We start from the raw sequence: 22245 nt of genomic DNA, 5'->3' as shown, positions 1-22245 counted from the left end.
GGAACGGCTGGTTCCCGACGACGTCAGTCGCTGACGCTGAGGCCGGCGTCCACCTCGCCCGGGCCCGGTCCCGCGTCGGTGCGCAGTCGGCCGGCGGTGACGAGCCGCTGGAGCACGTGGTGGTGCGGGACAGCGTGCTGCACCCTGCCCCGTACACCGGTGGTGGTCACGGCCATGAACAACGAGTTGAGCAGTGACTCCTCGACCGAGTCCATGACGGCGGCGAAGAGCGGATCGATCATCCCGTCGGGTAGCGGCTGCCGCGGTTGCGGTGTCGTGGTGAAGGCGATCGCGTAGTCGCCGCTGCCGTTGGTGTACGCCGCGCCCACCCGGGACATGGCGAACACGGCCCGGCGGGCGAGCCGGCCGAGCTGACGGGCGTCCACCGGCGCGTCGGTGGCCACGATGATCATGCACGAGTTGCCGGGCGGCTCCTCCCTGTCGTGCTGCGGCACCAGCTCGGCAGCGGGCATCGGGACTCCCAGCACGGTGAGGATGCCGCTGAAGTTCGACTGGACGAGGGCGCCGACGGTATGGACGGAGCCGTCGACGCTGACCCGTCGCGACGAGGTGCCGATGCCGGCCTTGAAACCCAGGGCTGTCGTGCCGGTTCCCGCGCCGACGCACCCCTCCGCCGGCAGCCCGGCCGAGGCGTGCTCGACGGCATCGAGCACGTGTTCCTCGGTCACCGGGCGACGGCGAATGTCGGACAGGTGGGCATCGTTGGTCTCCCCGACCAGCGGATTGAACGACACTCCGGCCGGATCCCGGTCCATCAGGTAGGTGAGCACGGCGTCTGCGGCGCGGAAGACCGACAGGGTCGCAGTCAGCACGATCGGTGATTCCAGGACACCGAGTTCGTCCACCTGCGTCGAGCCGACGAGCTTCCCGTACCCGTTCCCGACGCACACGGCGGCCGGAAGCGCCCGGCGCCCGGCGCCGAGCTGGCGCGGCACGACGGCGGTGACGCCGGTGTGCAGGTCAGCGCCGTCGTCGACGGTGACGTGACCGACCAGGACGTCGGCGACGTCGGTGATGGCGTTGAGCGGGCCGGTCGGCAACGTACCGACGGTGATGCCAAGGTCCCGTGCCCGGCGTGATTCCTGGTCCATCGCACTCCTGTCGTCGTGGTCAGCCCGGCACGGTACCCGCGTTCGTCGGGTCGGTGTACCGGCGGCTGGGCCTCCCCCGAGATGTGGGCCGGGCACCCTGAGGTCGGCTACGCGAGGACGACCAGTTGGACCGCGATCAGGACGTCGAACACGCCGCACCACTCGGCGTACGAGCGGGCCACGACCCTGTCGAGCTTGAGGTGGACGAAGTCCCAGATGCCGTGGAGGAACCAGCCGGCCGCCACCAGGTAGCGGCCCAGGTCGGGGTCCACGGCCAGCCCGAGGAGGGCGAGCGCGCCGAAGGCGAGCATGCCCAGCGCCTGGACCCGGATCATGCCGGGCCGCAGCGCGTGCCCACCGATCGCGCTCCAGATCAGCGCACCCAGCGCGATCGGGACGATGGCGGCGGTCGCTGGGATCTCCGCCAGCCGGAGACCCGTGACGAGCAGGACGCAGGCGACCAGCACGGGCCAGGAGAGGCCCCGCCTTTCCGCCCGGGCGACGACCAGGTAGAGCAGGGGCAGGATCAGGAGGATCTCGCCGAGCCCGGCCACCTGGCCGGCGCGGTCGCCGCCACCGAGGGTCAGCGCGGCCGACGCGAGGGCCAGCAGCGTGGGCCAGCGCCGGCCCAGGGTGTGGATCGCGCGGCTCATCGCGCGTACTCCTCGCGGCGGCGGAGCATGACGCCAAGCATGAGCGGCAGCATCACGACGTGGGTGGCGATCATCAGTTGGTCGCCCGAGATGACGCTCAGCCAACTCAGTGGCGCGAGGACGACGGCGGGCACGAACATCGCGCCGGCCATCTCCAGCGTGCCCGCCCAGCCGTGGCCGCGGTATCGCATCCAGACGACCATCCCGACCGACATGTCGAACGCCATGGCCAGCGCGGCGATCTCGGGGTGCCGCGCCGCCGAGTGGTCGACGCCGGCGAGGGCGAGGACCCCGGTACGGGCCGCGCCGAGGACCAGCATGCCGACCACCATCGCGGCGACCATCTCCAGGTAGTGCCGAACGAGGTGGCGTCTCATCTGACTGTTCTCCTCCGGGTACGGATGTGGGGTGTCCTTCGAAGGTCCACACTGGAGGAGCCGACGGGCCGCCGGTAGTGCCGAACCCGCACGTGGGGGCGTGGGTACGTCACGCGATCTCATGACACCTGTCACGCCTGTCGGCTGCGACAATGGCCGCGTGGTGGACGAGGCGATCGAGCACGGGACGGGGCTGACCAGCTTTCGCCGGTACACCTGGTGGACCCTGACCGGGGCCGTGGTGAGCATGCTGGTCATCTTCACCGGCGACTGGCTGCTGGGTGGCGGCGTGCCGGCCTGGGCGCGCGGCGTCGGCGGCGCCGCGCTCGCCGTCACCGTCGTCGCGAGCGTGGTGCTGCTCAACCGGCGGCTGGCGCCGGTGCCCGGCGCCGCAGTGCGGGGCCGGCCCGCCGGATGGCTGCTCGCCGGGGGCGCGGGCGCCGCGGCGCTGGGCGCGATTCAGCTCGCCTTCCAGGAGTACGGGCTGTGGGCGGTGGCCCCGGCGATGATGGTGGCGATCGGCGCGGCGTTCCTGTCGGCGCGGGGCCGGCGGGCGCTCGTTGCGGGCGCGGTGGCGGGCGCACCGGTGCCCGGCACGCTGGTCTGCCTGCTCTCCGGCGAGGGTGACCTGTTCTACGCGGCGGCGTTCCCGCTGGGCCTGATGGTCTTCACCGCCTGGACGACGCTGGGCCCGTTGTGGGCGTGGGACGTCGCGGGCCGGCTGCACCGGGCGCGCGGGCTCGCCGCGGAGCTGGCGGTCAAGGACGAACGGCTGCGGTTCGCCGCCGACCTGCACGACATCCAGGGCCACCACCTTCAGGTGATCGCGGTGAAGAGCGAGTTGGCGGCGCGGCTGGCCGAGGTCGACCCGGCCCGGGCCGCCGCCGAGATGAGGGAGGTGCGGCGGCTGTCCACCGACGCGCTGCAGGAGACCCGCGCCCTGGTGCAGGGCTACCGCCGCACCACGCTGGAAGAGGAGATCTCCAACGCGACCCGGGTGCTCGCCGCCGCCGACATCGACGCGCGGATGGAGCTGCGGCCGGCTGCCGAGAGCCTGTCCGCGTCCGGCCGGCACCTGCTCGGGCTGGTGATGCGCGAGGCCACGACCAATGTGCTGCGCCACAGCCGCGCCGCGCGGGCCGACGTCGAGTATCGGGTCGACGGCGGCCGGGCCCACCTGCGGGTGAGCAACGACGGCGCGGTCGAGGTGCCTGGCACGGCGGCCGGCACCGGGCTGTCCACGCTCGCCGAGCGGCTGGCCGCGGCCGGCGGCGATCTGAGCTGGCGGCACGACGGGGACCGTTTCGTCGTCGCGGCGAGGCTGCCGGTGGGTGCGGCATGATCCGCCTGCTGCTCGCCGACGACGAGGAGATGCTCCGTGGTGCCCTGGCGGCGCTGCTCGGGCTGGAGGCCGACATCACCGTCGTGGCCGAGGCGTCGACCTCCACGGATGCCACGCGCCTGGCTCTGGAGCACCGGCCCGACATCGCCGTACTGGATCTGGAGATGCCGCCGACCGACGGGCTGCGCGCCGCCGAGGAGATCCGGGCCATGCTGCCCACCCGGATCGTGCTGGTCACCCGGCATGCCCGGCCGGCCGTGCTACGCCGGGCGCTGTCCGCCGGGGTGAGCGGCTTCGTGCCGAAGAGCACGGCGGCCACCCGGCTGGCGGAGATCGTCCGCGACGTCGCGGCCGGCCGGCGATACGTCGACCCGGAGATCGCCGCGTCCGCGCTCACCGAGGACGCCTGTCCGCTCACTGAGCGCGAACTGGAGATGCTGCGCGCGTCCCGGACCGGAGCGTCGGTCAACGAGATCGCCGCACGCGTTCACCTCGCCCCGGGCACCGTCCGCAACTACCTGTCCGCCGCCATGACCAAGCTCGGCGTCAGCTCGCGGCACGCCGCCGCGCATCGCGCGTGGGAGGAGGGCTGGATCTAGCCGGGGATGGGCCCGCGTTCACATCGTCATCGGTGAGAGCCGGGTGCCGTGGGGGGCGTCACCCGTACCCGCTCCTCCTCAGGGCGGCTCTCGATGCCGTCGAGCTGCTCTGAGATGGTCTTCCGCAGGTCGTCGTAGTCCCGGAAGTAGTAGTCGTTGAACAGTGTGTAGCCGGTCCACATCAGGTTGGCGCACACCCGCGGCACCACCCGGCCCGTCGCCGCGCCCATGCCGACGAGCGCCACCGACTTGATGCTGCCCGGCTCCTTCTCGTTCTGCATGTGGATCGCCTGGAACGCGGCGGCGCACGCCAGAGCCACGTTCAACGTCTCGCTCACGTCCTGCACCGACTGCTCCATCGTCGGCGTCGAGATCAGGAACTTCGGGTTGGTCGCCCCGGACGGCACACACACGGCACTTCCCACCGGCAGCGACCCCCCGAACTGGTCGCGGATCGCGCGCTGGACGCGCAGCTGGATCCCCGCACCGAGGTGCCGCTTGATGACCGCATCGACCCCGCCGTCCATCCGCCCGGCCGAGTTGGTCGGGCTGACCCAGGCGTCGGCGTGCTGGCCGGTGATCGACCCCTTGTGGATCTCGACTTCAGGGGTGTCGGCGAACGCCGCGCGCCACGCCTGCACCACCTTGGCGTTGACGTCCTTCAGCACCACCTTGAGCAGCGGCTTTTCAAGATCGATAGTCATGGGTGGCTCACTCCGGCGGCGGGAAGGGGGTATCCGACGTGAATCAAAATACCGCGTCATCGGGCGGACGGAATCCGGGGTGAAGACACCGGCGGGTGGGCTCTCCTGTTTCCCGCCCGCGCCTCCGAAACTCTCGCACGGCACAATTTCCCCACCTTGATCACCCGTGCCGCCACCGGCACGGGTCGCCACCTCAGGAGTCCACGATGACCGACGCCGACGCCCCCACCCCGTCCGACCCGACCGATCCGCTGGCCCTCACCGAGCTCTTCAAGGGCGGCGGCGAGCCGTGGCTGCCGCTCCTGAAACCGGTCATCGAGGCGCAGCCGGCCGCGGCCACGTTCATCGGCCCGGGCCGCGCCCCGAAGGTCGTACCCGTCCGGGAACTGACCTTCCAGGCACTCAAGCCCAACCCACCGCACAAGTGGAAGGTCGTCGTCTTCGGCCAGAACCCGTACCCGCGGCCCGAGAGCGCCACCGGCATCGCCATGTTCGACAACACCTTCCACGACTGGGCCGACAGCCAGTTCGGCAGGGTCGTCACCATCCGCTGCATCATCAAGGCCGCGGCGATGTGGAAGCACGGCATCCCCAAGAAGACGCCGATCGGGGACATCCGCGCCCTGCTGAAAGAACACGACACCGTGCAGCCGCCGGAGTGGTTCCAGGCAATGCTCACGCAGGGTGTGTTGCTGCTGAACGCGGCACTCACCGCGAGCAGCGACGGCGCGATGTCCACCGGCCAGCACACCGCGTTCTGGCAACCGGTCGTCGAGAAGCTCGTCGAGGAGATCCTGAGGGCCAAGAAGCACGCCGACGAAGAGGACCGGGGCGTGGTGTTCGCGTGGTGGGGGGCGCACGCCCGCAACCTGAAGAAGATCGTGCTCCAGCTCGAGAAGAAGTACCCCGAGGTGGAGGTCCGGCACATCGACCACCCCAACCCCGCGGCACAGGGCGACATCTTCTGCGACGGGAACCACTTCGCCGACGTGAACGCGGCGCTCAGGACGCTGGGGGCCGACGAGATCGACTGGCTGCCCAGCAAGGGGTGGAGCAAGCTGACCGGGCAGGCCGGCGGCACGGACGCGGACATGGCCGACCGGATGGGGGCGTTCATCGCCTCCACGATGGAACTGCACAAGCTCTACCTCGAGCGGCTCGCCAGCGTCAAGGACGAGGGGCTCGTACTTCCCGCGATCACCGGCGTGTTCGACACCCCGCTCATGGACTTCCGCGAGGCCGCCGCACCGGTGGCCAAGCTGCTGTCGGGGCTCGACTGGCACGTGGAGCAGTCACGCCGGTTCGGCGAGATGCAGGTGGACGGCGGGGCCAACGACCTGTCCGTCGACGAGGTCGCCGCCCTCTACCTGTACACCTGCGAGTCGGCGTTCTATCGGCAGATCAATGCCACGCTGCGCAACCCGGACCGCAGCCAGATCCTCCCGTACCTGCCGTACCTGCGACTGTTGTTCTCGGCTGTGTCGCGGCTTCCGGCCCGCAAGGAGCCGCTGTGGCGCGGGGTGTCACTGGACCTGCGGGCGCAGTACCCGCTCGGCCAGACCGTTACGTGGTGGGGCGTGTCCTCGTGCACGTCGAAGCTCAGCGTGGCCCAGGCGTTCCTCGGCGGCCGCGGCAAGCGGACGCTCTTCGAGGTGCTTCCCGTGCGGGCGGTGGGCATCCGCAGGTTCTCCGCGTTCACCGGCGAGGAGGAGTTCATCCTCGCCCCCGGCACGCAGCTCGAGGTGACCGACGTGCGGGCCGAACGCAACGGCCTGTGCACCGTGCGGCTGGCCGAACTGGCCGAGCAGCACCTGGTGGCGTGAGCAGTCGAGTCGGGTGCCGGGACAACGCCGGCACCCGAGGCGTCATGCGATGACCGGAAGGCGCCGCGCCGTCGGGGGAACCTCGTTGATGCACGCCACGGGATGCCCGGCACCTCGCGGAACCAGGGCGGGTTGCTCCTCGGCGCAGGCGTCGATGGCCTGCCAACAGCGGGTCCGGAACCGGCAGCCGCTGGGCGGGTTCACCGGACTGGGTGGATCGCCTCGGAGGAGGATCTGCTCACGCTCGTGGTGCGGGTCCGGCACCGGCGCGGCGGACAGCAACGCCTTGGTGTACGGGTGAGCCGGGCGGTCGAAGATCTCCGCCACGGTGCCGGTCTCCACCACCTTGCCGAGGTACATGACGGCGACCCGGTGCGAGATGTGCCGCACGACGGACAGGTCGTGGGCGATGAACACGTACGCCAGGCCGAGGTCCCGTTGCAGCCGCCGAAGCAGGTTGATCACCTGCGCCTGTACCGACACGTCGAGCGCCGACACCGGCTCGTCACAGACCACCACCTCGGGCTGCAACGCCAGGGCGCGAGCGATGCCGATCCGCTGCCGCTGCCCGCCGGAGAACTGGTGCGGGTAGCGGTTGACGTGCTCCGGGTCGAGTCCGACGGTCTCCAGCAGTTCCTGGACCCGCTGCCGGCGCTTGTCGGCAGCGGGCAGCTCGCCGTGCACGGCGAACGGCTCGGCGATGATCTGGCCGATCGTCATCCTCGGGTCGAGCGACGAGTACGGGTCCTGGAAGACGACCTGGATACGCCGTCGCAGGTCGCGCAGCTCCCTGCCGCGTAGCCCGGCGATGTCGGTTCCCCGGTAGCGGACCTGCCCGCCGGTCGGCTGTTCGAGCCGGGTCAGCAGCTTGGCGAGGGTCGACTTGCCGCAGCCGGACTCACCGACGATGCCCAGCGTCTCGCCGGCCCGAAGCTGGAACGAGACGCCGTCGACGGCCTTGACCACCCCCGCCGACCGTTTGATCAGGCTTCCTCGCCGGACCGGGAAGTGCCTGGTCAGCCCTTCGACATCGAGCAGCAGGTCGCGGGTCATGCCGCGCTCCCGCAGAGCCGGCCGATGACGAAACCGAAGTTGTACGGATGTACCGGATGGCTGCGCGGAACCGACAGCAGGATCCCGTCGCCGGGCGACCGGTACTCCTCAAGGACGGTGAGGTCGACCGGGGAGAGCAACCGGCCGAGCAGTTCTCCCTCGGTGGTGGCGGTCAGCAGTCGGTCCTCGGTGATCTCGGGTACCAACATGCCGCCGTGCCCGGGCCGCAGGTCCCAGGCGACCTCGACGTCGGTGACCGTCCGGGGCGGAGCCGGCTCGTCGAGCATGCCCAGGTGGACCATCACCCGGCGGACGCCGTCGACGTTCCGGGCGATCCAGTCGTCCTCGCTGCGGGAGCCGAAGCCGAGGCCGCCGACCTCGACGCCGACGGCGGACACCCCGGCGGCGCTGGCCGCGTCGAACACCGAGTTCGGGAACGCGACCGCGGCGTCCTCACCCTGGATGTACGGCATGCCGAAGGCGACGGCCATCTCCCGGCTGGCGGCCGACAGCGGGCCGGTCGCGTCGTAGAGCACGACACCCCAGGTGGTGCCCCACGGGCCGGGGTGGAAGTCCAGCAGGTGGGTGGAGCGCTCGATGATCTGCTCGACGAGCACCTGGCCGGTCCGTCCGGTGATCGACTCGGTGTCGCGCAGGATCGCCTTGTTCATGTTGACGAAGCCGACCTGCTGGATGTCGTTGGAGTAGCGGGTGACGGTCCGCAGGGCGTACGGGTTGGCGGCCGGCACGACCACCAGGGTTCCGCGCAGCGTGCCCGGGTCGGTGCCGGCCAGCACTGCGCGCAGCACCGCGTGCGAGAACCACTCGTTGCCGTGCACCCCGGACAGCAGGGTGAGCGTCGGCCCGTCGGCGGCGCCCGTCACCACGTGGGCGTGGATGGCCAGTTCCGAGCCGTCCAGATCGGTCAGTACGGGGAACCGGAGGATCTGGCGTTCCCCGGCACGGGTTCGCAGCGGTGCGCGGGAGGTCATGTCGTCACGGCCTTTCGGGGATCGACGAGGTGGTGGCGGTCCCCGTCAGGGCATCGCCGGGTGGGGTCACGCGCAGACACGCCGCCAGGTGGCCGGCCGCCACCGGTACGAGGTTCGGCACGGCGGCCGAGCAGTCGGGCATGCTGATCCCGCAGCGCGGGGCGAACGCGCACCCCGCCGGCAGTGCGGTCATGCTCGGCGGTGAACCGGGGATCGCCCACAGCTCCTCGTCGGCGGGCCGGTCGAGGCGGGGTACGGAGTCCAGCAGGCCCCGGGTGTAGGGCATCGAGGGGTTGTCGAACACGTCGGCGGCGGTGCCGACCTCGACGAGCCGGCCGGCGTACATCACCGCGATCCGGTCGGCGGTCTCGGCCACGATCCCGAGGTCGTGGGTGATCATCAGAATCGCCGCGCCGGTACGCTCCCGGACGGCCCGCAGCGCGGCGAGCACCTGGGCCTGCACGGTGACGTCCAGGGCGGTGGTGGGCTCGTCGGCGATGATGAGATCCGGGTCGTTGGCGATGGCCATCGCGATCACCACCCGCTGGCGCATGCCGCCGGAGAACTGGTGCGGGTAGTCGCCGAGCCGGTTGCGGGCGTCCGGGATTCCGACGGTGTCCAGCAGTTCCACGGCGCGGGCCCGGGCGGCGGCCCGGGAGCCGCCCTGGTGCACCCGGACGGCCTCGGCGACCTGGTCGCCGATGGTGTGCACCGGGCTCAGCGAGGACATCGGGTCCTGGAACACCATGGCGATCCGGCTGCCCCGCAGGCGTCGGAACTGCGGCTCGGCCAGCCCGACGAGTTCCTGGCCGGCGAAGTGGATCGAGCCGCTGACGGTGGCGGTGGGCGGCAGCAGCCCCATCAGCGCCGCGGCGCTGACGGACTTGCCCGAGCCGGACTCTCCGACCAGGCCGACGACTTCGCCACGGCGCAGGTCCAGGTCGAGGTGGCGGACGGCGGACACGTCGCCGCTGTCGGCGGCGAACACCACCCGCAGGTCGCGGACCGACAGCAGCACGTCGTCGGGTACCGCATCGGTGCGGGCCGCCGGCCGGGCCAGGTACCGGCGACGGCGCGGGCCCTTGGTCTGGGTCGGGTCGAGGGCGTCGCGCAGCCCGTCTCCGACGAAGTTGACGGACAGGGCGATGAGCAGGATGACCAGGCCCGGGAAGTAGAACAGCCAGGGCCGGGTGGCGACCGCGGACTGGGCGTTGGCCACCAGCAGGCCGAGGGAGGTGTCCGGCGGCTGGACACCGAAGCCGATGAACGACAGCGCGGTCTCGGCGAGGATCGCGGTGGCGACCAGGATGGTCACCGACACGATGATCGGGGCGGCCACGTTGGGCAGGATGTGCCGCACCATGATCCGGAGATCGGACGAGCCCAACGCCCGGGCCGCGGAGATGAACTCACGTTCCCGCAGGCCGAGTACGACGCCACGGACGACCCGGGCGACGCTGGTCCACATCAGCGCGGCGAGCACGACCGCGATGAGCACCCACCCGCCGCCGCTGCCGGCGAAGTTGTGCCCGAGTACGGCGGCGACCGCGATCGTCGGCACGGTGAGGAACAGGTCCACCAGCCGCATCAGCAGTGCGTCAGTGCGTCCGCGGTAGTAGCCGGCGACGATGCCGACCACGGTGCCGACCACCGCCGCGCCCAACGCCACGGTGAGCGCGATCAGCAGTGACTGCTGGGTACCGCGCATCACCTGGGCGAGCAGGTCGTGGCCGAGCGAGTCGGTGCCCAGCGGGTGGGTCGCCGACGGTGGCTGCGAGTTGTCGGGCGTGATGTCGTCGTGGTTGTAGCGCCACAGCAGCGGGCCGACGAACGCGAACAACGCGACGGACACGAGGGCCACCAGCGCGGCCACGGCAAGCCGGTGCCGGCGGAACCGGGCGAGGACACCGCGCCACGGACCGGGCACGGCGGCGGGTACGGACACCGGTGGCGGTTCAACGGACACGACGGATCCTCGGATCGAGAGCGGCGTACAGGATGTCGGCGAGCAGGTTGAACAGGACCACGGCGACCGCCGCGACGAGCAGCCACGCCATCACGGCGTTGACGTCCCGCCCGTTGATGGACTCCAGCAGGTAGTCGCCCATACCCCGCCACTGGAAGACGGTCTCGGTGACCACCGCCCCGGCGAAGACGGCGGTGAAGTCCAGCGCGATGACCGTCACCAGTGGGGTGAGCGCCGTGCGCAGGGCGTACTTGCGCAGCACGGTGCGCCGTCGTAGGCCCTTGGCGGTGGCCAGCTTGACGTAGTCGCTGCCGAGCACGTCCAGCATCGACGAGCGCTGGAACCGGCTCCACGCGGCGAAGTTGATCAGCACGAGCGTGATGGTCGGCAGCACCAGGTGGCCGGCGAGGTCGGCGATCCGGCCGCCCAGGGTGGGTGGCGGGATCACCGAGCTGTCGCCAACGGTGTAGATCAGCGTGCTGCCGGCGAGGGTGTTCAACTCGATGCCGCCCTGCTTGAGCAGCACGGCCAGCCAGAACGACGGCATCGCCAGGAACAGGAAGCCGGTCGAGGTGAACAGGTAGTCAAGCCAGGAGTACTGGCGGACCGCGCTGACGACCCCGACCAGGATCGCCAGCACGGCCGCGATCAGCATCGCGATGAGGACGAACCGCATCGTGATGCCCAGGCGCGAGGCGATCTCCATGCCGATGTCGGCGTTGCGGTCGACCGACGGGCCGAAGTCGCCCTGGACGACCCCGGTCAGCCAGTCCCAGTACCGCTGCAGCACGGGCTGGTCCAGCCCGAGCCGTGCCTCCTCGGCGGCGATCGTGTGCGGCGGCACCGGTGGTTGTCGCTCCCGGAGTTCGGCCAGCGGATCACCGGACTTGGCCACGGCCAGGAATATCAGGAACGTCGACACGAACAGCACCGGAATGGCGACGAGTAGCCGCCGCAGGGCGAAGCCCACGATCTCCATGAGGAACCTTCCCGCGCCCTCTGCCGGCTAGCCTTCGCCGCCGGTGATCTTCCGGAGACGTCCCCAGTGCCAGAACGGGATCCGGAAGTCGACCTGATCGGCCCAGCCGAAGAACTGGTCGCTGCGCATCAGGTAGATGCAGTACCAGAACAGCGGCACCACGCTCGCGTCGCGGGCCCACACCTCCTGGAGCTGCCGGTAGTGCGCGATCCGCTCGTCGCGGTCGGTGGTCGACCGGCCGGCGACGTAGCAGGCGTCGGCGTCGGGATTGGCCAGCGCGAGGTGGTTGCGCTGCCCGCCGCCCTCCAGCCGGCTGGCGGTGATGTCCGGGTCGGGCATCATGTTCCCGCCGCTGATGGTCAGGTCGAAGTCGCCCTCCCGGCCGATCTGCCGCGACCACGTCTCCGAGTCCAGCCCGGCGTACTCGACGTGCACGCCGATCGCCGCGAGGTCCTCGGTGACGCTGCGCGCCAGCCCGCCGTGGCCGTCGAAGGTGGCCATGTAGTACATCCGCAGCGACAGCCGACGGCCGTCCGCGCCGCGCGGGTACCCGGCCTCGTCGAGCAGCTTCTCGGCCGTGGCCGCGTCGTGGCCGACCGCCTTGACGTCGCGGGCCACGGCGAAGCTGCTGCCGGGGAAGAAGTTGTCCCACGGCTCCGACCAGCCGGGCTCGGCGAAGCGTTCGAGGCGGCTGCGGTCCACGGCATGCGCGAGCGCCAACCGCAGCCGGCGGTCGGCCCACCGCTCCTGCCGGTAGTTGAAGCTCAGCAACGCGACGCCGGGCCCACGCTCGCGGTACACGCTGGCGTGCTCCGAGCCCTCGGCCAGCGGCAGCCGCTTCATGGTGAGCACGTCCTGCGGCGCGAAGTGTGCCCTGCCGTCGGCGATCATGCGGACGCACTCGTCGAGGTCCGGTTCGACGACGATGGTCACCCGGTCCACGCCGGCCGGCGGCCCCCAGTACCCGTCCCAGGCCTCCAGCGCGATCCGCCCGTTGGGCACCATCTCGACGAACCGGAACGGGCCGGAGCCGACCGGCTGCTGGTTGTGCGGGTTGGTCGCCCAGTCGGTGCCCTCGTACAGGTGCTTGGGCAGGATGTGGGTGGCGGCGAAGTTGCCGAGTTGGGTGAGGAACGCGGCGTTGGGCTCCTCCAGGTGGTACTCGACCAGGTGGTCGTCGAGCACCTTGATGTCGGCGATGCCGTGCAGGAACGACGCGGCGTGGTACCCGTTCGCCAGGGCGGTCAGGTGGGTGTAGGCGACGTCGTGGGCGGTGACCGGCTGGCCGTCGTGCCAGCGGGCGTGCCGGTTGAGGGTGAACCGCCAGCGCCGGGCGCCGTCCAGGCACTCCCAGTGCTCCGCCAGGTCCGGGTAGGACGCGGCGCCGCCGACCTCGGTGACGACGAGGCGGCTGAAGATGTTGTTGGCGACGAAGTAGCCGGCGCCCCCGACGAAGTTGCGGTACGACTCGTTGATCTCGGTCGTACCGTTGGGTACGACGACGATGTACTCGTCCAAGTCCTGTCCTCGGTGTTGGGGTGGGAATTGTGGATGAAAGGGTCAGCGCTCGACGGGCCGGATCCGGCCCCAGTGCCAGAACGGCACCCGGAAGCCGACCTGGTCCGGCCAGCCGAAGAAGCTGTCGCTGCGCAGGTAGTAGGCCGCGTACCAGAACAGCGGCACCCAGTCGACGTTGCGGGCCCAGACCCGTTGCAACTCCTGGTAGTGCTCGCCGCGCCGGGCCTGGTCGATGGTGGCCCGGGCCGCCGCGTAGCAGGCGTCGGCCTCCGGGTCGGACAGCCTGCCATGGTTGCGTCCGCCGCCGGTCTCGAACCGGCTGGCGGTGATCTCCGGGTCGGGGACCATGTTGCCGCCGCTGATCGTGAGGTCGAACTCGGCGTCGCCGGCCACCTGGCGGGCCCAGGTCGGCGAGTCGAGCCCGGCGACCTCGACGTCCAGTCCGACGGCACGCAGGTCCTCGGCGACCGCCGCGGCGATACCGGCGTGGCCGGTGAAGTTCTTCATGTACGCCAGCCGCAGTGTCGGCCGGTCGGCGCCGGCTGACGTGATCCCGGCCGCGTCGAGCAGCCGGACCGCCTCCGCCGGGTCGAACGCCGGTGCGGTCGCGTCATCGGCGAACGCCCAGTCCACGCTGCGTGGCAGGTAGTGGGCGTACGGCTCGGACCAGCCGGGGTCGGACAGCGGGATCAGCCGGCGGCGGTCGACCGCGTGCGCGATGGCGGCGCGGGCCCGTCGGTCGTGCCACCGGTCCTGGGTGTGGTTGAAGCCGAGCACGGCGATTCCGGGGCCGCGTTTGCGCCACACCGAGGCGACCTCGCTCCCCTCGGCCAGGTGCAGCCGGGGGAAGGTGAGCACGTCCTGGACCAGGTAGTGGGCCCGCCCGTCGGCGACCTTGCGGACGGCCTCGTCGAGGTCGGGCTCGATGTCGAGGATGACCCGGTCGACCTGGGGGCGGGGCCCCCAGTAGCCGTCCCACGCCTCCAGCACCACCCGCTCGCCGGGTACGTGCTCGACGAACCGGAACGGGCCGGAGCCGACCGGCTGCTGGTTGTACGGGTTGGTCGCCCAGTCCGTGCCCTCGTACAGGTGCTTGGGCAGGATGTGGGCGAACACCAGGTTGCCCAGCTGGGCGAGGAACCCGGCGTTGGGCTGACGGAGCACGTACCGCAGCTCGTGCGGGCCGAGCACCTCGATGTCCTGCACGTCGTGCAGGAACGACGCGGCGTGGTAGCCGTTGGCCAGGGCGGTCAGGTGGGTGTACGCGACGTCCTCGGCGGTCACCGGCTCACCGTCGTGCCAGCGGGCGTGCCGGTTGAGCTGGAACCGCAGCGTACGGGCGTCGGGCGCCATCTCCCAGTGTTCGGCGAGGTCCGGATATGCCGCCGGGGATCCGGTGTCGAACACGACGAGCCGGCTGTAGATGTTGTTCGCCACGAAGTAGCCGGCCGAGCCGACGAAGTTGCGGTAGACCTCGTTGAATTCCACGGCCGGGGCCGGGACCTCGACGATGAAGTCACGGCCGGACCGGTGTTCACCCGTCACTCTTTGACACCCCACTCCTGGCTGTTGTAGCTGGTGCCGAAGCGGGTCGGGTTGACCCGCACGTTGCCGAGGTCGCTGCGGTACGCGACCAGGGTCGGCGTCTGGTAGATCGGCAGGGTCACGGCCTGCTCGCTGATCCGGGTGTCCACCTTGTTCAGCAGGTCGATGACCTGCTGCGGGTCCAGGGTGCGGGCCGCCGCGGTGAGCCAGCCGTCGATCTCCTGGTCCTTGTAGCCGGTGTGGGTGCCCTTCGAGCCGAACACCGCCTGCGCGGTGGCGGTGGGGATGACGTCGAGGTTGGTGCCGAAGACGATCAGGTCGAAGTCGCCGGTGTTGACCGTGGTGCCGAGGCTGTCGGTCTCCTGGAGCTGGAGCGTGATGCCGAGCTGCTTGAGCTGGTTCTGGACGAGCACCGAGGTGTCCAGCCGAACCTGGTTGCCCTTGCTGTAGCGCATCCGCAGCGTCGGTACCGGCTTGCCCTTGGGGTCGGTGAGCTTGCCGTCGCCGAGCACGTAGCCGGCATCGGTGAGGATCTTCTTGGCCGCGTCGAGGTTTCCGTCGCCGAGCCCCGCCGGGGTCACCGTGTCGGTGTAGGCGGCGGTGCCTTCGAGGGTCTGGCCGGGCATGAAGTTGCGGTTGCCGAGCGGCTTGGTGCCGGCCGCGAACTGGCCGATGGTCTTGTCGATGACGGCCTGCCGGTCGACCGCGGTGAAGATCGCCCGGCGCAGGGCGACGTCAGCCAGTGCCGGGTGGGCGGTGTTGATGTCCAGGTGCTCGTAGACCAGCCCGGAGGCCAGCGACGTGGTGACGTTGCTGATGCCCTTGAGCTGCTCGACGAGGTCGAGGGTCGGACGGGGCACGACGACCTGGATCTCGTTGTTGGCCATCGCGGTGACCGCTTGCCGCTCGTCGGTGAGGATCCGGAAGACGAGTTGGTCGAGGTGCGGGCCGTCGCCGTACCACTTGGGGTTCTTCTTCATGGTGACCGACTGGTTCGGCACGTACTCGGAGATCAGGTACGGCCCACCCGACCAGGTCGGCACCGTGCTGGCGAAGTAGTCGTTGAACGAGGTGGCCAGGTCGCCGTGCTGGGCGGCGATGTGCGCCGGCAGCAGGTGCGGGAACATCAGCCGCCACGGCTGGTAGGTGTTCTTGAACTCGACGGTGACGGTCTTGCCGTTGTCACTGCCGGTCACCGAGGCCACCTGGTCGTACCCGGCCTGGGTGGCCGGCTCGCAGGCGGAGCACTGCTGCGGGTCCTGGACCTGCCAGGTGTACTTGAAGTCGTCGGCGGTGATCGGGGTCCCGTCCGACCAGGCGGCTTCCGGCCGGATGCGGTACTCGACGGTCTGCGGCGAGTCCTTGACGACCTTGACCTCGCTGACCAGCGCGTCGTTCTTGGCCATCGTGAAGTCGGGCTGGGAGATCATCGCGTGCGGGAGCACCGGGTTGAGGATCTGCCGGTAGCCGAAGACGTCGCCGGTGGCGTGCAGGATGTTCCAGTTCTTGACGTCGACCTCGATCGAGTAGGCGAGCGTCCCGCCGTCCTTGACCTTGGCCTGGTTGGCGTCGACCTGCCCGGCCTTGATGCCGTCGCCGACGTTCTCGTCGCCCCCGCCGGTGCTGCAGGCGGCGAGCAGTAGGGGCAGCAGGGCGAGCCCGGCTGTCGCCGCCCGGAGGCGGCGGTGAGGGTTGCGGTGAGACACGGATGACCTCCCGGTACGTGGACGTTCGTCGTGCTGCGCGGGGTCGGGCATCAGACGGTGATGCGCTGGTACCGGGAGGCCAGGCTGGCTAACCGGCACGGCCCCGGCATGCGCACCAAACCAGGCGGCGTTCGTTGACCGGGGCTTCTTTCCACATGGTGGATAGTAGTATCCGCATCGCGCACGTCAAGAGTTCGTTCGGAGGATCTGGATTGGGCCGGGCGGACACTCCGTCACCGGAGCCGAACGGCGCCCGGGTGGATGCAGCGCCGACACCGCCGCACGGCATACGATGTGCGCCGCGCAGGCATCAGCGCGGATCACGGCGGCACGGGAACGAGGGGACATGGAGCGGGAAGGCGACAGCGCAGGCGGAGGCGGGGGCGTCCAGTCCGTCAAGCGAGCATTGCAGATCATGAATGTAATCGCCGACACCGGAGCACCGTGCGGACTGTCCGAACTGGCGACCGCCACCGGCCTGCCGATCGCCACCATCCACCGGCTACTTCGGACGCTGATCAGCGCCGGCATGCTGCGACAGGAGCCGGATCGCCGGTACGCCCTGGGCAGCGCCCTCATCCACCTCGGCGACCAGGCCCTGACCATGATCGCCCCATTGGTCCGGCCGCACCTGGCGACGCTGGTCGAGGCCCTCGGTGAGACCGCCAACGCGGCCCGGCTGGAGGGAACCCACATCGTCTACCTCGCCCAGGTTGCCTCCCGTCACCAGATGCGAATGTTCATTGAGGTCGGTCGGCGGGTGGAGGCGTACCGGACCGCCGTCGGCAAGGCGATGCTCGCGCAACTCGACGACCAGGTCATCGCCGACGTGTACGCCAACACCGAGTTCGTCGCGACCACGCCGACCAGCATCACCAGCCTGGACGACCTGCTGCGCGAGTTGCGGGCCGTGCGGGCGAACGGCTTCGCCACCGACGACGGCGAACAGGAGGTCGGGGTGCGCTGCGTCGCGGTGGCCGTTCCCGGTCCACCCGGCACCCTGGCCCTGTCCGTGTCGGGGCCGACCGCCCGGATCAACGACAGCCTGGTCGCCCAAGCCGTGCCGCTGCTGCAGCAGTCGTCGTCCGTGATCGCCGCGGCGACCCGCGCCACCCACACCGGACTGCCGGCCCCTCGGTCACACCGTTAGGGCCGACTCCTGCACACCCGTCCGGCAGCGCCGGGGCAGCCGGGCATTCCGCCCGGCAGCCCACGCCCGCCGGCCGGGCGCCTCAGTCGTCGAGCAACTGGTACGCCGGCAGGGTCAGGAAGTCGACGTAGGTCGTGCCGAGCGCGACCTCCTCGAACACCTCGCGCGCCACCTCGTACCGGCTCGCGGCGAACCGCTCCACGCCCAGCTCGGCCCTCAGCGCGGCGATCTCCTCGGCGATCAGGCCACGGACCAGGTCCGCCGTGACCACCGCGTCGGTGTCCAGCACCGTCCCGGTGCGCACCCACTGCCAGACCTGCGACCGGGAGATCTCCGCCGTCGCGGCGTCCTCCATCAGGTTGAAGATGGCCACCGCGCCGGTGCCGCGTAGCCACGCCTCGACGTAGCGGAGCCCGACCGCGATGTTGTTGCGCAGGCCCGCTTCGGTCACCGCGCCGGGTGTGGCCGCGATGTCGAGCAGGTCGTCGGCCGTGACCTTCACGTCCTCCCGCTGACGGCCGACCTGGTTCGGCCGGTCCCCGAGTACGGCGTCGAACACCTCCCGGCAGACCGCGACCAGGCCCGGGTGCGCCACCCAGGAACCGTCGAAGCCGTCGCCGGCCTCGCGCTCCTTGTCCGCCCGCACCTTGGCCAGGGCCGCCCTGGTGGTCTCCGGCTCGCGGCGGTTCGGGATGAAGGCCGCCATGCCACCCATCGCCACCGCGCCGCGCCGGTGACAGGTCGCGACGAGCAGGTCGGTGTACGACCGCATCATCGGGGCCGTCATCGTCACGGAGTTACGGTCCGGCAGCACGAATCCGGCGCCTGCGTCGCGGAAGTTCTTGATGATGCTGAACAGGTAGTCCCATCGTCCGGCGTTCAGGCCGGAGGCGTGCTCGCGCAGCTCGTAGAGGATCTCGTCCATCTCGAACGCGGCGGTGATGGTCTCGATCAGCACGGTGGCCCGGATCGTGCCGGTGGGGATGCCCAGCGCCTGCTGCGCGTGCCGGAAGACGTCGTTCCACAGCCGGGCCTCCCGGTGGCCCTCCAGCTTCGGCAGGTAGAAGTACGGTCCACTGCCGGCCGCGATCAACCGGCGGGCGTTGTGGAAGAAGTAGAGCCCGAAGTCGACCAACGCGCCGACCGCCGGCACGCCGTCGACGAGCAGGTGCCGCTCGTCGAGGTGCCAGCCGCGCGGGCGGACGACGATCGCCGGCAGCGGGTCGCCGGTGAGCCGGTACTGCTTGCCCTCGGCGCTGGTGAACTCGATCCGACGTTCGATGGCGTCGGTCAGGTTGAGCTGGCCGCCGACGACGTTCGCCCAGGTCGGCGCGCTGGCGTCCTCGAAGTCGGCGAGCCACACCCGCGCGCCGGAGTTCAGCGCGTTGATCGTCATCTTCCGGTCGGTCGGTCCGGTGATCTCCACCCGCCGGTCGCGCAGGTCGGCCGGTGCCGGCGCGACCTGCCAGTCGGCCGCCCGGACGTCGGCCGTGTCCGACAGGAAGTCCAGCCGCCCGGTGCTGGCGATCTCGGCACGGCGGCGTACCCGGTCGGCGAGGATCCGGTCCCGGTCGGCGACGAACCGGCGGTGCAGGTCGGCGACGAAGGCGAGCGCGTCCGGGGTGAGCACCTCCGCACCGCCCACGACGGCCGGTCCAACGATCGTCACCGAGGCATCTGTGGCCATACCCCAACCCCTGCCTTTCACATCGTGAATACTAGTTTCCGCATCGCGGAAGTCGGTGGGTACCATATCATCAGGCCGGGCCATCCAGTACCGCGACCAGAACCACGAGGGGGGCCTTGGTGCCGCAGGAAGCGCCGACCGGCCGGTCCGGCGTGCAGTCCCTTCAGCGCGCCTTCGACCTGCTCGAACACCTCGCCGACGCGGGTGGCGAGATGGGGCTCTCCCAACTCGCCGCCGTCGCCGGTCTCCCCCAGCCCACCATCCACCGGCTGATCAGGACCCTCGTCGCGCTGGGGTACGTGCGCCAACAGCCGTCCCGCCGTTACGCCCTGGGCGCCCGGCTCATCCGGCTCGGCGACACCGCCAACCGGCACCTCGGCCAACGGGCCCGGCCGGTGCTCGCCGACCTCGTAGCGGCAACCGGCGAGACGGCCAACCTGGCGACCTTGGACGGCGACCGGGTGGTGTACCTGGCGCAGGTGCCGTCACCGCACGCGATGCGGATGTTCACCGAGGTGGGCCGCAGGGTGCTGCCGCACTGCACCGGGGTGGGCAAGGCACTGCTGGCCCAGCTACCGGCGACGGAGGCGCACAGCATCCTCGCCCGGACCGGGATGCCGGCGATGACCGAGCACACCATCACTGACCTGGCGGAGTTCGACCGCGAACTCGACCGGGTCCGCGCGGCCGGGTACGCGATCGACGAGGGCGAGCAGGAGGTGGGCGTCCGTTGCGTCGCCGCGCCGGTCGTCGGCGCGCCCACGATGACCGCGCTCTCCGTCTCCGGCCCAGAGGGACGGCTGACCCGGCAGGCCGCCGAACGGATCGCGCCGGTGCTGCGTTCGGCCGCGGAACGACTCGCCGCCGACATCGCCGCCGGCAACTGACGCCCTGCCCGGGGCTCAGGGTCGCGTCGACACGGCCGACGACCGCGAAGAGCGCCGCCCAGCGGGAGTTGCCAGCAGCGCGACCACGGTTCCGTCCGACTTCGGCGGACGGTTGAACCCAACCTCCGGCTCCTACGTAGTGGCCGGGAAGCCAACTCCGGTCTGTCGCCGGTGACGACAACTGGGTATGCAGCAGGGAGCGATGGCCGGCGTGGCGAAACGCGACAGTTCTCCGACCGAGGCGCTGCGGCCGATCCGAGCCGTCTGGCTTCGGGCACAGCCCGGGACAGACACGGAGGACCCCGGATCGGCCCAGGTGCCCGATGCCGCTGGTCCGGCGCCCTCGGCCGATGTGTCCTCTCCTGCCGTCACGCCGGTCCCGGACCCGCCCACGCGCACGCCGGTCGAGACCCGGAGCGCGCCGAGCGGTCCACCGGCGTCGCCCCTCGCTCCCGTTGAGCCGCCGGTCACCGTCCCGCCCACCGCGCACGCTGAGCCGCCAGCCACCGTCCCGCCCACCGGCCTGCTGGTGTCGATCCCACGCGGCGCGAGGCCGACGCGGCGTCAGATCCCAGAACCCGACGGAGCGCGCCCGGAATCGCCCGAAACGCGGGCCCCGACTCCGGCGTCCCGACCCGGACCGCCACCGCCAACCAAGCAACCGCCAACCAAGCCAACGCCAACGCCAACCGAGCAACCGCAACCGGCGCCGGCACCGACACGGGCAGCGGCAGCGGCAGCGGCACCACGACAGCAGCCGCCGAAACCGGCGGACGAACCCGATCAGGTGGCCGACCCTCCAGCCACCCGGCGTGCCCCTGATCGGCCCGGCCCCGGGCCCGCCCGCGCCACCCGCCCGCGACGGGTGAGCAGCTGGCTGCCGCCCGTCGCCCTGTTGATGACGACCGCGGTGGCCGGCTGGTTCATCGTCGTCGAGCTTCCCGACCGGCTCGCGCCCCACCCGCCGGCACCCCCAGCGGCTACGCAGATCGCCGGGTCGCCGACGCCCACGGCGCTCCGCACGGTGCAGGGGACGCACCCCATCGACTATCCGACGTTCGCCGAGGCGACCGGCCTGACGCTGACCGGCGCGGCCGTGCACTCGGCCCCGACGGTCCGGCTCGCCGACGGGGCGCAGCGCTCCGGGGCGATGTGGTCGGCAGCCCCGCTGAGCCCGAAGAAGTCCTTCAGCACCGCGTTCCAGTTCGTCAGCGCCGGCCGCTCCGGCGCTCTCTCGTTCGTGTTGCAGGCCGAGGGCCCCACGAGCGGTCTGCCGCTCGACCAGCTACGCCCCCGGCTGAACGTCGACCTCGTCCCGGCAGCCAAGTCTCCGACCGGCACGGTTACGGTGACCACCGTCCGTAACGGCCCGCCGGTCACCCAGGGCCGCGCCGCGACCGACGTCGACCTGGGCGGTGGCCCGGTCACGGTGTGGATCGACTACTCGGCCAGGTCGCAGACGGTTCGGTTGTTCGTCTCGCCCGGTGCCGCGAAACCGTCGAAGCCGGTGCTCACCGCCGAGGTGGACCTGGCCAGGACGGTCGGTGCGGGGCTTGCCTACCCGGGGTTCGCCGCCTTCACCGCTGACGCGGCCGGCACACACGACGTGCTGGCCTGGTTCCTGTCCGGCCCGGCGTGAGCCATCGTCCGCCGCGCCGTGCGCAGAGCGTGGTACGCCCGTGACTTGACCGTGCCCTGCGGGATGCCCATCGCGAGGGCTGTCTCCTCTGTCGTCTGCTCACGCAGGTAGAGGTTGACCAGCACATCGCGGTGGTGCGCGGGCAGACCGGCCAACGCGTACTGGACCTCAAGGGCATCCAGCGCACGGTCGATCCCGTCGTCCGTGACCGGCCAGAACTCCGCCACGTCCACCTGGACCTCGACCGGGCGGGAGGCCTTCGCGCGCAACTGGTCGATCACGATCCGCCGGGCGACCGTGAACAGCCAGGGCCGGGCCGTCTCCTGGGTGAGACTCAGCTCGTCCATGTGCTGCCAGGCACGCACCATCGCCTCTTGGACGATGTCTTCGGCCCTCGCGGTGTCCCCCAGCGTCAGCTTCCGCACGTACGAGAGCAGCGGCGCGAAGCTTGCCCGGTAGAGCCGCTCAAGCGTCTCCGTCCGGTCGTCGTGAGCACCATCAGCCACGTCAGCC

Annotated in this window: 19 protein-coding genes; 6 read left to right on the top strand and 13 right to left on the bottom strand. The window is 71.0% G+C overall.

Features of this window, described 5'->3' with window-relative positions; all coding sequences use genetic code 11:
- Window positions 1-23: 23 nt before the first annotated feature.
- The 3 genes from OG617_RS26395 to OG617_RS26385 all read right to left on the bottom strand — a co-directional run bounded on the left by OG617_RS26395 (window position 24) and on the right by OG617_RS26385 (window position 2142).
- Window positions 24-1112 (bottom strand): P1 family peptidase, encoded by a 1089-nt coding sequence (locus OG617_RS26395; protein ID WP_405095633.1) that lies wholly within the window; start codon window positions 1110-1112, stop codon window positions 24-26.
- A gap of 107 nt (window positions 1113-1219) precedes the next feature.
- Window positions 1220-1765 (bottom strand): hypothetical protein, encoded by a 546-nt coding sequence (locus OG617_RS26390; protein WP_405095632.1) that lies wholly within the window; start codon window positions 1763-1765, stop codon window positions 1220-1222.
- The gene (locus OG617_RS26385; RefSeq protein WP_405095631.1) at window positions 1762-2142 is read right to left on the bottom strand and encodes a hypothetical protein; all 381 of its coding nucleotides are present in this window, start codon (window positions 2140-2142) and stop codon (window positions 1762-1764) included. The genes OG617_RS26390 and OG617_RS26385 overlap by 4 nt, the downstream gene beginning before the upstream one ends.
- Window positions 2143-2302: 160 nt before the next feature.
- On the opposite strand from OG617_RS26385, the gene OG617_RS26380 reads away from it, so the two are divergent.
- Entirely contained in the window at window positions 2303-3484 is a 1182-nt protein-coding gene (locus tag OG617_RS26380; protein ID WP_405095630.1) for a sensor histidine kinase, read from the top strand.
- Window positions 3481-4083, top strand: a complete 603-nt coding sequence (locus tag OG617_RS26375) for a DNA-binding response regulator (RefSeq protein ID WP_405095629.1) — start codon at window positions 3481-3483, stop codon at window positions 4081-4083. The genes OG617_RS26380 and OG617_RS26375 overlap by 4 nt, the downstream gene beginning before the upstream one ends.
- Window positions 4084-4109: 26 nt before the next feature.
- Here OG617_RS26375 and OG617_RS26370 read toward each other — a convergent pair whose 3' ends face one another.
- Window positions 4110-4787 carry a macro domain-containing protein gene (locus OG617_RS26370; protein WP_405095628.1) on the bottom strand — a complete coding sequence of 226 codons (678 nt, stop codon included), beginning with the start codon at window positions 4785-4787 and terminating at the stop codon, window positions 4110-4112.
- Window positions 4788-4993: 206 nt separating this feature from the next.
- Between OG617_RS26370 and OG617_RS26365 the strand changes: the two genes are divergently transcribed.
- The gene (locus tag OG617_RS26365) at window positions 4994-6610 is read left to right on the top strand and encodes an ADP-ribosyltransferase domain-containing protein (protein WP_405095627.1); all 1617 of its coding nucleotides are present in this window, start codon (window positions 4994-4996) and stop codon (window positions 6608-6610) included.
- Window positions 6611-6652: 42 nt separating this feature from the next.
- Here OG617_RS26365 and OG617_RS26360 read toward each other — a convergent pair whose 3' ends face one another.
- The 7 genes from OG617_RS26360 to OG617_RS26330 are packed head-to-tail and all read right to left on the bottom strand — an operon-like array spanning window position 6653 to window position 16369.
- The gene (locus OG617_RS26360) at window positions 6653-7663 is read right to left on the bottom strand and encodes an ABC transporter ATP-binding protein (RefSeq protein WP_405095626.1); all 1011 of its coding nucleotides are present in this window, start codon (window positions 7661-7663) and stop codon (window positions 6653-6655) included.
- Window positions 7660-8655, bottom strand: a complete 996-nt coding sequence (locus OG617_RS26355; protein ID WP_405095625.1) for a succinylglutamate desuccinylase/aspartoacylase family protein — start codon at window positions 8653-8655, stop codon at window positions 7660-7662. Before OG617_RS26355 ends, OG617_RS26360 begins: the two co-directional genes overlap by 4 nt.
- Before the next feature lie 4 nt (window positions 8656-8659).
- A complete protein-coding gene (locus OG617_RS26350) occupies window positions 8660-10621 on the bottom strand; it encodes a dipeptide/oligopeptide/nickel ABC transporter permease/ATP-binding protein (RefSeq protein WP_405095624.1) in 1962 nt (653 codons plus the stop codon).
- Entirely contained in the window at window positions 10611-11600 is a 990-nt protein-coding gene (locus OG617_RS26345) for an ABC transporter permease (protein ID WP_405095623.1), read from the bottom strand. The genes OG617_RS26350 and OG617_RS26345 overlap by 11 nt, the downstream gene beginning before the upstream one ends.
- Before the next feature lie 27 nt (window positions 11601-11627).
- Window positions 11628-13118 (bottom strand): ABC transporter substrate-binding protein, encoded by a 1491-nt coding sequence (locus OG617_RS26340; RefSeq protein ID WP_405095622.1) that lies wholly within the window; start codon window positions 13116-13118, stop codon window positions 11628-11630.
- Between the two features lie 42 nt (window positions 13119-13160).
- Window positions 13161-14663 carry an ABC transporter substrate-binding protein gene (locus OG617_RS26335; protein WP_405095621.1) on the bottom strand — a complete coding sequence of 501 codons (1503 nt, stop codon included), beginning with the start codon at window positions 14661-14663 and terminating at the stop codon, window positions 13161-13163.
- Entirely contained in the window at window positions 14660-16369 is a 1710-nt protein-coding gene (locus OG617_RS26330; RefSeq protein WP_405095620.1) for an ABC transporter family substrate-binding protein, read from the bottom strand. The genes OG617_RS26335 and OG617_RS26330 overlap by 4 nt, the downstream gene beginning before the upstream one ends.
- Window positions 16370-16661: 292 nt before the next feature.
- Here OG617_RS26330 and OG617_RS26325 point away from each other — a divergent pair, with 292 nt between their 5' ends.
- Complete coding sequence (locus tag OG617_RS26325) at window positions 16662-17519, top strand: IclR family transcriptional regulator (RefSeq protein ID WP_405095619.1); 858 nt, start codon at window positions 16662-16664, stop codon at window positions 17517-17519.
- Between the two features lie 82 nt (window positions 17520-17601).
- On the opposite strand, the gene aceB is transcribed toward OG617_RS26325, so the two are convergent.
- Entirely contained in the window at window positions 17602-19206 is a 1605-nt protein-coding gene (gene aceB / locus OG617_RS26320; protein ID WP_405095618.1) for a malate synthase A, read from the bottom strand.
- 119 nt (window positions 19207-19325) lie between these two features.
- On the opposite strand from aceB, the gene OG617_RS26315 reads away from it, so the two are divergent.
- Together OG617_RS26315 and OG617_RS26310 are read left to right on the top strand one after the other, a co-directional pair.
- Window positions 19326-20093 (top strand): IclR family transcriptional regulator, encoded by a 768-nt coding sequence (locus tag OG617_RS26315; RefSeq protein ID WP_405095617.1) that lies wholly within the window; start codon window positions 19326-19328, stop codon window positions 20091-20093.
- Between the two features lie 865 nt (window positions 20094-20958).
- Window positions 20959-21732, top strand: a complete 774-nt coding sequence (locus tag OG617_RS26310) for a hypothetical protein (protein WP_405095616.1) — start codon at window positions 20959-20961, stop codon at window positions 21730-21732.
- Here the strand turns inward: OG617_RS26310 and OG617_RS26305 are convergent.
- Window positions 21651-22238 (bottom strand): sigma-70 family RNA polymerase sigma factor, encoded by a 588-nt coding sequence (locus OG617_RS26305; protein ID WP_405095615.1) that lies wholly within the window; start codon window positions 22236-22238, stop codon window positions 21651-21653. The two genes, OG617_RS26310 and OG617_RS26305, sit on opposite strands and share 82 nt — an antisense overlap.
- Window positions 22239-22245 lie beyond the last annotated feature (7 nt).

Origin of the sequence: Micromonospora sp. NBC_01412 (assembly GCF_045040215.1) — a bacterium.
In the GTDB taxonomy this organism is placed as follows: domain Bacteria; phylum Actinomycetota; class Actinomycetes; order Mycobacteriales; family Micromonosporaceae; genus Micromonospora; species Micromonospora rubida.
Note: the sequence above shows the minus strand (reverse complement) of the source record. Positions and strands in the feature narration are given on the sequence as shown.